The sequence below is a fragment of the Bordetella sp. genome (assembly GCF_057362025.1).
This window is the reverse complement of sequence record NZ_JBMQQZ010000072.1, coordinates 22379-35425: the sequence shown is the minus strand read 5'-3', so window position 1 is coordinate 35425 and position 13047 is coordinate 22379. Positions and strand designations below refer to the sequence as shown.

The window sequence follows — 13047 nt, the reverse complement described above, 5'->3', positions numbered from 1 at the left end:
GGGCGCTCAGGCGCCATATCAACGCCGTTATAGGGGTACGCATGATCAGCAAGCTCATCCCGCTCGTTCTTGTCGCCAGTCTCGCCGCCTGCGCCCCCACGGGCCGGCAGGCATCGTCGGCCGGCGCGGACGACACGACATCCTCCACGGCCTCCGGCACCACGGACAGCACGACCGCCACGGAAGGCTCCACGGATAGCGGCGGTGGCGGCTATACCCCATCCTATGCGGCCGGCCGGGACTGCGACGCCCAACCGGTGCAGAAACTGATCGGCACCAAGCTGACCAGCTCGGTGGAAAACCAGATCAAGCAGGCGTCTTCTTCCAGCAAGACCCGCGTGCTCAAGCCCGGCGAAGTCATGACGATGGAATACGACCCGCGGCGCATCAATCTGATCCTGGACGAACAGGGAGCCCTGACCGCGCTGCGCTGCGGCTGAACACCCGCCGCGGCTTGCGGGCCGCGGCACGCAACGGAGGAGCCCGCCATGACGACCACGCGCCGAACCGTCGCTTTTCCGGATGGACGATCCCTGTGTGCCCTGGGCCAGGGCACCTGGTTCATGGGCGAATCGCCCACGCGCGCGGCGGCCGAAATCCGCGCGCTGCAAGCCGGCATCGACCACGGGCTGACACTGATCGATACCGCCGAGATGTACGCCAATGGCGGCGCGGAGGAGATCGTCGGCCGCGCCATCCAGGGCCGGCGGGACGACGTTTTCCTCGTCAGCAAGGTATTGCCGGGCAATGCGTCGCGCCGCGGCGTGGCGCGTGCCTGCGAGGCCAGCCTGCGGCGCCTGGGCGTGGACTGCATCGATCTCTACCTGCTGCACTGGCGCGGGCCATATCCGCTGGGCGAAACGATAGAAGCCTTCGAGGCACTGGTCGAGCAAGGCAAGATCGCCGCGTGGGGTGTCAGCAATCTGGACCTCGGCGAAATGAAGGAAGTCAGCGCCCTGCCCCGCGGCGATCGGGTGCAAACCGATCAGGTGCTGTACAACCTGGGGCGGCGTGGCATCGAGTTCGACCTGCTGCCGTGGTGCCGCGAGCGGCGGATACCCATCATGGCCTACTCGCCGATCGAGCAAGGCCGCCTGTTGCACGACCCCACGCTCAAGCAGATAGGCGAACGCCACGGCATCGCCCCGGCGGCTGCGGCGCTGGCATGGGTACTGCGCGACCCCGGGGTCATCGCCATCCCCAAGAGCGCATCGCGCGAGCACCTGAAGCAAAACCTGGCGTGCCTGGATGTGACGCTGACCGACCGGGACCTGGCCGAACTGGACCAGGCCTTTCCACCCCCCAAACGCAAGCTGCCGCTGGAAGTGCTTTAGGGCATTCCGCTACCGGCGGGCGATGGTCGCCACCACGGACCCGCCGATGATCAGCAGCGCCGCCATCAGCAGCGACAGCGTGGCGGGCGTTTCGCCCGTCAGGACCAGCAAGAGTGTCGAAAGCAGCGGTGCCAGGTACGACAAGGGCCCCAGCAAGGCCAGATGCCCGTGCTTGGTGGCATAGTCCCAGGCAAGAAAGGCGAGGCCCGTCGGCCCCAGCCCCAGCAGCAGGATCGCGCCCCACTGCGCGCCGCTGACCGGCACGGTGGTCTCCAGCGCGGCATGGCAGGCGGCCCCGGCCACTGCCACCAGTCCGCAAACGCCCACCATCATGCTGCTGGGCGCATTGGCATAGCGGCGGTTCAGCACCGAATACCCCGACCAGATCAGCGCGCAACCGAAGGCGGCGGCGATACCGGCAACCGGCCACGCGGCATCGGCGGCCCCGGAGCGATCCAGCGCGATCAGCGCGGTGCCGGCCAGGCCCAGCACCGCGCCCAGCACATGCCGGCCTTGCAGCCGCCCGCCGGGCGCCAGCGCGGAGAACAGCACGATGAACAGGGGCCACAGGTAGGCGATCAGGCTGGCTTGCGCGGCCGGCGCGTGGGACAGCGCGTAAAAGTAGAGGGCGTGATAGCAGAAGATGCCGCCGAAGCTCAGCAGCCAGGGGCGCAGCGGCTGGCGCATTTCCGCCAGCGCCGCGCGCCCGCGGGGCAACAGCGCGCAAATGCCACCCACGAACGCCACGCCGAAACTCAGTGTCAGCAGCTGGAACGGCGGCAGCGCGCCGGCCCGGACGGTCAACAAGGCCAGCGCGGCCCACAGCAGAATGGCGAGTACGCCTATCCCGGTCGCGCGGGCCGCGCTTCCCGCGCCCTTGCCGGATTGCGTCAACGCAGACACTGCATTCCCCCCCGTTTCATCCCCATGTGCTCCCGTTCGGATCCCGGTGCGGGATGGCGCGCATCCGTCGCCTCGTCCGCATCGAAGCCGCCCAGCATAACGAAAAACCGGCGCCGGCGCGCAGGCTATGCCTGCACGCCGCACGCCGGTGGCGTCAGCGCACGTCTGCGCAAGGTATCGGGACGGGCCTTACCCCGCCTGCGTGATACGCGTGGGCAGATCGCGGCCGTGATACTTCTTGTAGATCGCGTTCAGCTTGCCGTTTTTCATATTCTCGCGGATCCAGTTGTTGACCCAGTTCTTGAGCGCGGGCTGGCCCTGCTGCAGGGCGATGCCCAGGTCGAAATCCTTCTGCCCGAACTTCATTTCGACGTTGCGCTGCGGCGCGCGCTTCTGGATTTCCGCCAGATTGGAGGGCGTGCTGGAGAAGATATCGATCTGGCCGGTTACCATCGAGGTGATCAACGTGGCATCGTCCTCGTAGCGCTTGATGTCCGCGCCCTTGGCCAGTTCCGTGGTGATGCTGTCGTTCACGGTGGCGCGCGTCAGGCCGATGGTCTTGCCCTTCAGGTCGGGATAGCCGGTGATCTTGATGTTCTTGGGCCCGCCCACGATCAGGGAAATCACCGCGTAAGGCACCGAAAAATCCACCACCTTGGCGCGTTCCGGCGTGATGGACAAGTCCGCCACCACGAGGTCGGCGCGCTTGGCCTGCAGCGTCGGCACGCGCGCCGCGTTGGTGACCTGCACGATATCCAGCTTCACGCCCAGGTCCTTGGCCAGCAACTGCGCGGTCTCGACGTCGGAACCGACCGGCTTCAGATTGTCATCCACATAGCTGTACAGCGGGGTGCCCATGGCGATGGCCACGCGGATCTTGCCGGCCTTCTTGATATCGGCCAGTTCGTCCGCGACGGCCGCGTGCGCGACACCGGCCAGCAACAGCGCGGCGACGCCGCCGCGCAGGAATAGAGGGTTGAGTTTCAAGAATGTCTCCTCGTTGAGGTTTGTGTTGATCGAACTGCCGTGAAAAGAAAGCGGATCAAAGCCCGTTGCTCAGGAAGGCACGCAGCTCGGGCGTCCGGGGCGTGTCCAGCATGCCGCCGTCGCCCACCTCCCAGACCTTGCCCTGGTGCATATAGATGATGCGGTCGGCCACGCGCTTGGCGAAGGCCATTTCGTGAGTGACCAGGATCATCGTCATCCCGCCGGCCGCCAGGTCTTCCATGACGCGCAGCACCTCGCCCGTCAGTTGAGGATCGAGCGCGGAGGTAACTTCATCGAACAGCATGACCTTGGGCGACATGGCCAGCGACCGGGCGATCGCCACGCGCTGCTGCTGGCCGCCGGATAACTGTTCCGGATAGGCCGCCGCCTTTTGCGCCAGGCCCACCTGCTCCAGCACCGACATCGCGATGCCGCGCGCCTGCTCGCGGCTGTGCTTCTTGACATGCCGCAGCGCCAGCATGATGTTTTCTTCCACGGTCAGGTGGGCGAACAGGTTGTAGCTCTGGAACACGATCCCCACTTCCAGCCGCAATTGCCGCAGATCCACGTCCGGCCCGTCCACGCGAATGCCGCAAACCTCGATACTGCCCTGGTCGATGGTTTCCAGGCGGTCGATGCAGCGCAGCGCGGTGCTCTTGCCCGAGCCGCTGGCGCCGATCACGGCGATCATCTCGCCCTTCGCCACCTCGAAGGAAACGCCCTGCAGGACCTGGTTCGAGCCGAAGCGCTTATAGACATCGTCGAGCTTAACGATTGCCGACATTGAGCTTGTTCTCCATCGATTGGCTCCAGCGCGACAGCGGGTAGCACAGCACGAAATAGAAGGCGGCCACCAGGCCGAATACGAGGAAGGGTTCGAAAATGGAGTTGTTGATGATCTGGCCGGCGCGGGTCAGCTCGATGAAGCCGATTACCGACGCCAGCGAGGTCATCTTGATCAGCTGCACCAGGAAGCCGACCGTGGAAGGCAGTGCCAGCCGCACCGCCTGCGGGATGATGACCAGCCGCAGCGTCTGCCAGCGGGTCATGGCCAGGCATTCGGAGGCTTCCCATTGCGGCTTGGGCATGGCCTGCACGCAACCGCGCCAGATGTCGCCCAGGTAGGCGCTGGCGTAGACCATCAGGGCCAGGCCGGCCGCCACCAGCGACGGCACTTCGTAGCCATAGACCGACAGGCCGAAATAGACGATGAACAACAGGATCAGCAACGGGATGCCCTGAATGATTTCGATATAGACCAGGGCCGATACCCGCAGCCAGCGGCGCGGCGAAATCCGCGCCAGCATCACACCGAACCCGCCGATGCTGCCCAGCACGAACGCCAGCGCGGACAGCACCAGCGTCCAGCCGATCGACTGCACCAGATACCAGAAGTGCGCCATCGAAAAACCGTGCATCACGCGGCCCCCCGCTTGATGGCCGCCGATACGCCGGCACGCTTGGGCGGCGCCTTGCCGGCCCGCACCGCGGCAAGCCGGATCGCGCGACGCCGCTTGAAGGCGTACTCGCCCACCGCCCATGCCAGCAGCTTGATCAGCAAGGACAGGATCAGGTACAGCGCGGCGACCACGATATAGGTCTCCAGCGAGCGGAACGTGTCGGATTGCACGGTATTGGCGACGGCCGTCAGTTCCTCTGCCGAAATCTGCGATGCGACGGCCGAGGCCTGCATCATCAGCAGGAACTGGCCGGTCAGCGATGGATATACCTTCTCGATGGACGGCTGCAGCATCACATGCCAGCCGATGCGCCACTTCGATAACCCCAGGCATTCCGCGGCCTCGATCTGGCCGCGTGGCACGGCCTCGAGGCCCGCGCGGATGATCTCCGCCGAATAGGCGCCGATGTTGACGATCATGGCCAGCACCGCCGCCGTGAATGTCGGCAAATGGATGCCCGCGCTGGCCAGGCCGAAGAACAGCAGGAATATCTGGACCAGGAAAGGCGTGTTGCGCACCGCCTCGATATAAACGCCGCACGCACGGGCCAGCAGGCGGTAAGGGCTGCGCTTGGCGAACGCCACCAGCGTACCGAGGATGACGCCGAAGAAAATCGCGACGGCGGTCATTTTCAGGGTCAGCCACGCGCCCTTGAGAAAGACCGGCCAGTAGGGCCAGAGACTGCTGAAATCCAGGGAAAAGCTCATCGCGCGCTAGTCTCGTTCTTCATCGGGGCGGTGCTTGTGGCCCACCCCTCTTTTCTTGGATATCGCGGTGTCGGTTCGGCGGTGCGGCACCGGCCTACGCTGGTGCAGACTATATCATCGATGTACGACAACGTACATGGCACAAATCCCTACACCCGAGACCCGGAATCCTGTCTCATAGCTGAACGCCCAGGCATACGCGGAAAAACCGAGCTTTTGTTATATGACAACTGATGATGCCGCGCCGAAGAAGTGGACCAGTACATCGCAGGCGTGCGACCGGCAATGCCGAACTCCCGCGCGGCAGGCGGTGCGGGCTGCCGGCCGAGGCCCGCCATCCGGAAATCGGCGGGCGGCCGCTCCCGGCCCGTATCCGAGCAACATCCGGAGTGCGATCGGAACGTGGACAGGCCTAGACTGAAACCGCATTCACACAGTCCAGGCATTCACACTGTCCAGTTAACGCCGCGCACGCGGCAAGGTTCTGCATGTCCTCATCCGAGCATCACGCCGCGCGCCAGACCGCGGCGGGCGTCGACACCCCCGGGCGCCCGCCCGGCCGCGCCGCGCGCCCGTCCGCCCTCGAATTGGACACGCCGCCCGTCGGCCTGGCCGGACAGGACTGGGCCGAGGCGGCCCGGGCGCTGGACGATCTAGGCTGCGCCGTGCTGCCCGGCCTGTTGTCCAACGCGCAGTGCGACGCGGTGGCGGCCTGCTACGACGACAACGCACGCTTTCGCAGCCGTATCGTCATGAGCCGCCATGGCTTCGGACGCGGCGAATACCAGTACTTCGCCTACCCCCTGCCCGGGCTGATCCAGGCCTTGCGCGAACAGGCCTACGCTTACCTGGCCCCTATCGCCAATCGCTGGAATGCCGCCATGGGCAATCCCGTGCGCTATCCGCCGACGCACGCGGGCTTTTTGCGCCGCTGCCACCAGGGAGGCCAGGCGCGCCCCACCCCGCTGCTGCTGCGCTATGGCCCGGGGGACTACAACTGCCTGCATCAGGATCTGTACGGCGAACACGTATTCCCGCTGCAGATCGCGATATTGCTTTCCCGGCCGGGTCGCGACTACGCCGGCGGGGAGTTCGTGTTGACCGAACAACGGCCGCGGATGCAATCGCGCGTGGAAGTCGTGCCGCTCGATAAGGGCGATGCCGTGGTATTCGCCGTCAACGAACGTCCGGTACAAGGCACGCGCGGCGTCTATCGCGTCAAGCTGCGCCACGGCGTCAGCCGCCTGCGCGAAGGCCGCCGCCATGTGATGGGGGTAATCTTCCACGACGCCGCGTAGACAGGAGCAGCATGTTGGCACGACATGCCCGCACGACCCGGCAGGTCGGCGTGCCGGAACCGCATGCAGGACGACACGAGCGCGGCCGCGCCGCCTGCATCCCGGACCGTTGTTTCCGTGCATGGTTTTTTTTTGGAAGCACGCACTATCTTGCCGATTCCATGCCTATTTCATGCCCTGGGCCGCTCGCCGCGCGCGTCCTGCCTACAATCGTCCGCAGTGTTATTCCGCACACGCCGTTCGATCAAGGAGTAGGCAATGAAACCGACCATCCTGCGTACCACTATCGCTTGCGCGGCAATGTCGGCCGCGCTGCTGGGCGTGGCCGCCGGCGCGCGGGCGGCCGACGCATCGACCGCGGCCAGCGTCCTGAATACCTGCGAAACGGCCATCGGCAATCAACCGCGCACCGCCATGCAGGGATGCCTGAAGACCCGGTTGAAGACCGCGCAACAGACGATGCGCGCCGCGTATGCCCAGGTGGAATCCGGCCTGAAGAAAATCGATTCGGCCGCGACGCCCGAGGCGCTGCGCGCGCTGAAGCACTCGCAGGACAGCTTCAATAGCTTCATGCACAAGGAATGCCGGCGCCAGGGTGCCGCCATGCTGGGGGGATCCGGCGCGGGCGATATGGAGCTGGCATGCCAGGTCGCGTTGACGCAATGGCGGACGGCGCAGTTGCGTCAACAATAAGGCCGGTCAATCCCGCAGCTCGCCCATCTGCCCGGCGACGTAGTCCAGGAAACACGCGATACGCGATGCCAGCTGGGTATTGCGGTAGTACACCGCGTGCACGGGCTGGCGCGTCTCCACGGTATCGCGCGCCAGCACCTGCACCAGGTCGCCGCGGCGGCGATCCTCGCGTGTCATGAAATCCGCCAGGCAGACCAGGCCCTGCCCGGCCAGCGCCAACTGGCGCAAGGTTTCGCCACTGGACGCCGACAGCGTGGGCTGTATCGGCAGGCTGTCGCCCGAGGCGTGACGCAGCGGCCAGTGGTTCAGTGTGTCCGGCTGCGTGAAACCCAGCAGGCTGTGGCGCGCCAGGTCGTCGGGAGTGCTCGGCTTTCCCCGTTCGGCCAGATACGCGGGGCTGGCCAGGATCCGCAGCGCATTGCTGCCCAACGGCCGCGCGTGCAGCGTCGAATCGCGCAAGGGGCCGATGCGGATGGCGATGTCGGTGCGCTGCTCCAGCAAATCGATGATCTGGTCGCTGGTATGCAGCTCCAGGGTGATTTCGGGGTATCGCTGGCGAAAGCCCCCGACCAGCGGTACGACGACGTGCAGCATGAAGGGCGATGCGGCATTGATGCGCAACAGGCCGGAGGGCACGTGGCGGCGCACGGCCATCTGCTCTTCCATGGTGTCCACGGATTCGACGATGCGCCGGGCGTCGGCCAGGAAGTGCCGACCCTCCTCCGTCAATGCGAGCCGGCGCGTCGTACGCTGCAGCAGGGTGGTGTCCAGCTTGCGTTCGAGGCGGCCCAGGGCGCGGCTGATGGCGGATACCGTCTGGCCCAGCCGCGCCGATGCCGCGGTGATGGAACCGCTATCCACCACGGCGATGAAGGTCTGCATTTCGTCGAGGGTCGTCTTCATGGGGGCAATGTTAGCCGTTGACTTCGGCTTCGGCGCCCCGATATAAGAAGGCATGACCGCTTCCCGTGCCGGCGCCGATGCGCTGGGCGCTTTCCATCCCGCTGTCGCCGCCTGGTTCCGTCACGCTTTTCCGTCGCCCACCCCGGCGCAGGAGGCCGCGTGGCCCCTGATCGGCGAGCGCCGCCCCGTGCTGATTGCCGCGCCGACCGGTTCGGGCAAGACCTTGACCGCCTTCCTGGCCGCCATCGATGAACTGGTGCGCGCCAGCATCGCGGCCGGCGGGACCTTGCCCGACGCAACCACGGTCGTCTACGTCTCGCCCCTGAAGGCGCTGTCCAACGATATCCAGGTCAACCTGGAAGCCCCCCTGGCCGGCATCGGCCAGGCGCTGCGGCGCCTGGGATTGCCCGATCACGGCATCCGCACCGCCGTGCGCACCGGCGATACCACCCAGCAGGACCGCGCGGCAATGCGCAAGCGCCCGCCGCATATCGTGGTGACGACGCCCGAATCCCTCTATGTCCTGCTGACCTCCGCCAGCGGCCGCGCCATGCTGGCGACCACGCGCACGGTGATCGTGGACGAAATCCATGCGGTGGCCGGCACCAAGCGCGGCAGCCATCTCGCGCTGAGCCTGGCGCGGCTGGACGCGCTGTGCGGCGAAGCGCCCGCGCGCATCGGGCTGTCGGCCACGCAAAAACCGCTGGACGCGGTGGCCCGCTTCCTGGCCGGAACGGGCCGGGGTAACGATTGCGCCATCGTCGATGTCGGCCATACCCGCCGGCGCGATCTGGCGATCGAACTGCCGCCCGTGCCGCTGGAAGCCGTCATGGCCAACGATGTATGGGAGCTGCTGTACGACCGCATGGCGGTGCTGGCGGCGCAGCACCGCACGACGCTGGTCTTCGTGAATACCCGGCGCATGGCCGAACGTGCCGCCCGGCATCTGGCGCTGCGCCTGGGCACGGAAGCGGTGGCCGCCCATCATGGCAGCCTGTCCAAGGAACACCGCCTGGACGCGGAACAGCGCCTGAAGCGCGGCCACCTGCAGGTACTGGTGGCCACTGCTTCGCTGGAATTGGGCATCGATATCGGGGATGTCGATCTCGTCTGCCAGGTCGGTTCGCCGCGCGGGATCTCGGCGCTGTTGCAGCGTGTCGGGCGTGCGGGACACCATGTGGGCGGCGTGCCCAAAGGGCGCCTGTTCCCCACCTCGCGCGACGACCTGATCGAATGCGCGGCGCTGCTGGATTGCGTGCGGCGCGGCGAACTGGATCTGCTGCGGATTCCCCGCGCGCCGCTGGATGTACTCGCGCAGCAGATCGTCGCGGACGTCTCGTGCCGCGAATGGGGCGAAGACGACCTCTTCGACATGGTGCGCCGGGCCGATCCCTATGCCGGCCTGCCCCGCGAACGCTTCGACGCAGTGCTGCGCATGCTGGCCAGCGGCTATGTTGGCCGCAATGGACAGCGCGGCGTCTACCTGCACCGCGACGCGGTGGCGCGCACGGTGCGAGGCAAGCGTGGAAGCCAGCTGACCGCGATGACGTCCGGCGGCACCATCCCGGACAACGCCGATTACGCGGTGATCCTGGAGCCGCAGGGCCTGAACATCGGCACGGTGAACGAAGACTTCGCCGTCGAAAGCCTGGCCGGCGATGTCTTCCAGCTTGGCAATACCTCGTACCGCATCCTGCGCGTGGAGACCGGCAGGGTGCGCGTCGAGGATGCGCACGGCATGGCCCCCAGCATTCCCTTCTGGATGGGAGAAGCGCCGGGACGCAGCGATGAGCTATCGGCCGGCGTGGCGCGGCTGCGGGAACGCGTGAATGCCCTGCTGGGCGCGACGCCCGCCCCGGACGCCGCGGCTGGCGGCGCTATGGCGTTGCGCAGCGATACCCCTGACGACCTGGACCGGGCATCGGCCGCCGGGCTGCCCGCCGGGGGCCAGGCCGTGCTGGACCATGCGACCGAAGCGCTGGCCGACGAGACCGGCATCGATCTGTCGTCCGCCCGCCAGATCGTGGAGTACCTGGCCCGCGCGCGCGCCGCCCTGGGCGAGCTGCCCACGCAGGACACGCTGATCCTGGAACGCTTCTTCGACGAATCGGGCGGCATGCAACTGGTGCTGCATGCGCCCTTCGGCAGCCGCGTGAACCGCGCCTGGGGCCTGGCCCTGCGCAAGCGCTTCTGCCGGCGTTTCAACTTCGAATTGCAGGCGGCCGCGACCGAGGACGCCATCGTGCTTTCGCTATCGGACTCGCACAGCTTCCCGCTGGAGGAAGTCTGGAGCTACCTGCGCGCGGCGACGGCCGAACATGTGCTGGTCCAGGCCCTGCTCGACGCGCCCCTGTTCAATGTGCGATGGCGCTGGACCGCCGGTGTCGCGCTGGCGCTGCCGCGGTTCTCCGGCGGCCGGAAGGTACCGCCGCAGATCCAGCGCATGCGCAGCGACGACCTGCTGGCCGCAGTGTTCCCGGACCAGGCCGCCTGCCTGGAAAACATCCAGGGCGAACGCGAGGTGCCGGACCATCCCCTGGTCGGCCAGACGCTGGACGATTGCCTGCATGAAGCCATGGACAGCGCGGGATGGCTGGACGTCCTGCGCCGCATCGAGCAAGGCCAGTGCCGGTTGCTGGCGCGCGATCTGCCCGCGCCTTCGCCGCTGGCGATGGAGATCCTTAGCGCCAAACCCTATGCCTTCCTGGACGATGCGCCGCTGGAAGAACGCCGTACCCACGCCGTCATGGCGCGCCGCTGGACCGATCCGGCCAGCACCGACGACCTGGGCGCGCTGGATGCCGACGCCATCCAGCGCGTGCGCGACGAAGCCTGGCCCCAGCCGCGCGATGCCGATGAAATGCACGAGGCGCTGAACGAACTGGCCTTCATCACCCCCGCCGAGGCGGACGCGGGGGAAAACTGGAACACCTGGCTGCAGGCATTGATGCGGGCCGGGCGCGCCTGCCGCCTGTATTTGCCGGCGGCACTACCGGACGGGACGTTGGCATCGCAACCGGCGCCGGCGTCTTCGACCGCACCGGCTTCCGACTCCGCTTCCGCATCCGTGCGCTGGGTGCCGCTGGAACGCCTGGGGGCGCTTCTTGCCGCCTACCCCGCTGCCCGCGCCGAACCGGTGCTAAGTCCCTTGCCCGGCGATACGGACTGGGAAGCGGACAACGCCCAGGTAGAGGTCCTGCGCGCGCGCCTGGGGGCCGCCGGCCCCATCACGGCCGCCGCGCTTGCCGGCCTGTTGTGCCGGCCCGCATCCAGCGTCGCCATTGCCCTGGCGCGGCTCGAAAGCGAAGGCAGCGTCATGCGCGGCCGCTTCAGCCCCGGCGCCCGCGAAGAAGAATGGTGCGAGCGCCACCTGCTCGCCCGCATCCATCGCTACACGCTGAAGCGCCTGCGCAGCGAAATCGAACCGGTCTCGCGCCAGGACTTCATGCGCTTCCTGTTCGACTGGCAGCACCTGTCCGCCGAGGGACGCCTGCGCGGCCCGCACGCGCTGCCCACCGTTCTCGACCAGCTGGAGGGCTACGAAGCCCCCGCCGGCGCCTGGGAAAGCGAACTGCTGGCCGCACGCATCGCCGACTATGCGCCGGACTGGCTGGACGAACTGTCGCGCGCAGGCAAGATCGCCTGGACGCGCCTGTCCAACCCCGTCCACGGCGCCTGCGTCCGTCCGGGCGCGGGACCGGTCCGCGCCACGCCCATGGTGATTCTGCCGCGACGGCATCTGCGCATATGGCAATCGCTGCCGCATCTGGAAGCGCCGGTGGAGATCTCTCCCCGCGCGCAACTGGTGCTCGCCGCCCTGCTGGACGGCGGCGCCATGTTCTTCGACGAGCTGACCGCGGAAACGCGCCTGCTGCCGGGCCAGCTGGAAGAAGTGCTGGGAGAACTGGTCGCCGCCGGCCTGATCGCCGCCGACAGCTTTGCCGGATTGCGCGCCCTGCTCGTGCCGGCGTCCAGGCGCACTGCCCACGCCGCGCGCCGGCGGCGCGGTGCCATGCCGGACCCGCTCGAAGCCGCCGGACGATGGGCGCCCGTGCGGCATCCACGGGAAGTCGCGATGGCCACGATGTCGGCCGCGGTGGACGCCGCTCGAGACAACGGAAGTGCGGGCACCGGCGCGATCTGTGGGCCGGCGCGCGCCGCGAAGTCGCCGCGCCGTGCCGCGGCCCCGCCCGACACCCTGGAACACATCGCCCGCGTGCTGCTGCGCCGCTACGGCGTGGTCTTCTGGCGCTTGCTGGACCGCGAACCGGGCTGGCTGCCCCCCTGGCGGGAATGGCTGCCCGTCCTGCACCGCATGGAAGCACGCGGCGAAATCCGCGGCGGGCGCTTTGTCGACGGGCTGGCAGGCGAACAGTTCGCGCTGCCGGAAGCCATTCCCCTGCTGCGAGAAGTCCGCCGCCGCCCCCTGGATGGCGCCCTGGTTCGCCTATCGGCGGTCGATCCGCTGAACCTGTGCGGCAGCCTGCTGCCCGGCGATAAAGTGCCCGCCCTGGCGGGCAACCGCATCCTGTTCCGCGATGGCGTTCCCGTCGCCAGTTGGATCGCGAAGAAACCCCACTACGATCACGGCCTGGAAGGCGCCGAACGCGAACGCCTGCTCCGCGTGCTGATCGCCGGGGAAGCGCAAAGGCTGGAAACCGCGGACACGGACGCCTGATGCCGCTTGCGCCCTATGGCTGATGGCCGCCGCCTGTCGGATCCGGGACCTGACGGGAATTCCCATTACTATTGGCGATCATCG

The 13047-nt window shown here is 67.5% G+C and carries 11 protein-coding genes; 5 read left to right on the top strand and 6 right to left on the bottom strand.

Annotation, left to right across the window (positions count from 1 at the left end):
- Positions 1-41: 41 nt before the first annotated feature.
- Together ACO1P8_RS13895 and ACO1P8_RS13890 are read left to right on the top strand one after the other, a co-directional pair.
- Positions 42-440, top strand: coding sequence for an I78 family peptidase inhibitor (locus tag ACO1P8_RS13895; RefSeq protein WP_486296476.1), 399 nt, complete (start codon positions 42-44; stop codon positions 438-440).
- Positions 441-488: 48 nt separating this feature from the next.
- A complete protein-coding gene (locus ACO1P8_RS13890; protein ID WP_486296475.1) occupies positions 489-1334 on the top strand; it encodes an aldo/keto reductase in 846 nt (281 codons plus the stop codon).
- Positions 1335-1343: 9 nt separating this feature from the next.
- On the opposite strand, the gene yddG is transcribed toward ACO1P8_RS13890, so the two are convergent.
- From yddG to ACO1P8_RS13865, 5 genes are all read right to left on the bottom strand, one after another.
- The gene (yddG, locus tag ACO1P8_RS13885) at positions 1344-2237 is read right to left on the bottom strand and encodes an aromatic amino acid exporter YddG (protein ID WP_486296474.1); all 894 of its coding nucleotides are present in this window, start codon (positions 2235-2237) and stop codon (positions 1344-1346) included.
- Between the two features lie 189 nt (positions 2238-2426).
- Positions 2427-3224 carry a transporter substrate-binding domain-containing protein gene (locus tag ACO1P8_RS13880; protein WP_486296473.1) on the bottom strand — a complete coding sequence of 266 codons (798 nt, stop codon included), beginning with the start codon at positions 3222-3224 and terminating at the stop codon, positions 2427-2429.
- Positions 3225-3279: 55 nt separating this feature from the next.
- The gene (locus tag ACO1P8_RS13875) at positions 3280-4008 is read right to left on the bottom strand and encodes an amino acid ABC transporter ATP-binding protein (protein WP_486296472.1); all 729 of its coding nucleotides are present in this window, start codon (positions 4006-4008) and stop codon (positions 3280-3282) included.
- Positions 3992-4642, bottom strand: coding sequence for an amino acid ABC transporter permease (locus ACO1P8_RS13870; protein ID WP_486296471.1), 651 nt, complete (start codon positions 4640-4642; stop codon positions 3992-3994). Before ACO1P8_RS13870 ends, ACO1P8_RS13875 begins: the two co-directional genes overlap by 17 nt.
- A complete protein-coding gene (locus ACO1P8_RS13865; protein ID WP_486296470.1) occupies positions 4642-5391 on the bottom strand; it encodes an amino acid ABC transporter permease in 750 nt (249 codons plus the stop codon). The genes ACO1P8_RS13870 and ACO1P8_RS13865 overlap by 1 nt, the downstream gene beginning before the upstream one ends.
- Positions 5392-5879: 488 nt before the next feature.
- Here ACO1P8_RS13865 and ACO1P8_RS13860 point away from each other — a divergent pair, with 488 nt between their 5' ends.
- Together ACO1P8_RS13860 and umoC are read left to right on the top strand one after the other, a co-directional pair.
- Positions 5880-6689 (top strand): 2OG-Fe(II) oxygenase, encoded by an 810-nt coding sequence (locus tag ACO1P8_RS13860; RefSeq protein WP_486296469.1) that lies wholly within the window; start codon positions 5880-5882, stop codon positions 6687-6689.
- Positions 6690-6947: 258 nt separating this feature from the next.
- Positions 6948-7382 carry a UmoC family flagellar biogenesis regulator gene (gene umoC, locus ACO1P8_RS13855; protein WP_486296468.1) on the top strand — a complete coding sequence of 145 codons (435 nt, stop codon included), beginning with the start codon at positions 6948-6950 and terminating at the stop codon, positions 7380-7382.
- A 6-nt stretch (positions 7383-7388) separates the two neighbouring features.
- Here the strand turns inward: umoC and ACO1P8_RS13850 are convergent, their stop codons facing one another.
- Complete coding sequence (locus tag ACO1P8_RS13850; protein WP_486296467.1) at positions 7389-8285, bottom strand: LysR substrate-binding domain-containing protein; 897 nt, start codon at positions 8283-8285, stop codon at positions 7389-7391.
- Between the two features lie 52 nt (positions 8286-8337).
- On the opposite strand from ACO1P8_RS13850, the gene ACO1P8_RS13845 reads away from it, so the two are divergent.
- Positions 8338-12963 (top strand): Lhr family helicase, encoded by a 4626-nt coding sequence (locus tag ACO1P8_RS13845; protein WP_486296466.1) that lies wholly within the window; start codon positions 8338-8340, stop codon positions 12961-12963.
- The last annotated feature ends 84 nt before the right edge of the window (positions 12964-13047 follow it).

Coding starts and splice junctions, on each gene's coding strand:
- ACO1P8_RS13860 (WP_486296469.1), top strand. CDS start 5,880: ATGTCCTCATCCGAGCATCACGCCGCGCGCCAGACCGCGGCGGGCGTC.
- ACO1P8_RS13895 (WP_486296476.1), top strand. CDS start 42: ATGATCAGCAAGCTCATCCCGCTCGTTCTTGTCGCCAGTCTCGCCGCC.
- umoC (WP_486296468.1), top strand. CDS start 6,948: ATGAAACCGACCATCCTGCGTACCACTATCGCTTGCGCGGCAATGTCG.
- ACO1P8_RS13865 (WP_486296470.1), bottom strand. CDS start 5,391: ATGAGCTTTTCCCTGGATTTCAGCAGTCTCTGGCCCTACTGGCCGGTC.
- ACO1P8_RS13875 (WP_486296472.1), bottom strand. CDS start 4,008: ATGTCGGCAATCGTTAAGCTCGACGATGTCTATAAGCGCTTCGGCTCG.
- ACO1P8_RS13870 (WP_486296471.1), bottom strand. CDS start 4,642: ATGCACGGTTTTTCGATGGCGCACTTCTGGTATCTGGTGCAGTCGATC.
- ACO1P8_RS13850 (WP_486296467.1), bottom strand. CDS start 8,285: ATGAAGACGACCCTCGACGAAATGCAGACCTTCATCGCCGTGGTGGAT.
- ACO1P8_RS13890 (WP_486296475.1), top strand. CDS start 489: ATGACGACCACGCGCCGAACCGTCGCTTTTCCGGATGGACGATCCCTG.
- ACO1P8_RS13845 (WP_486296466.1), top strand. CDS start 8,338: ATGACCGCTTCCCGTGCCGGCGCCGATGCGCTGGGCGCTTTCCATCCC.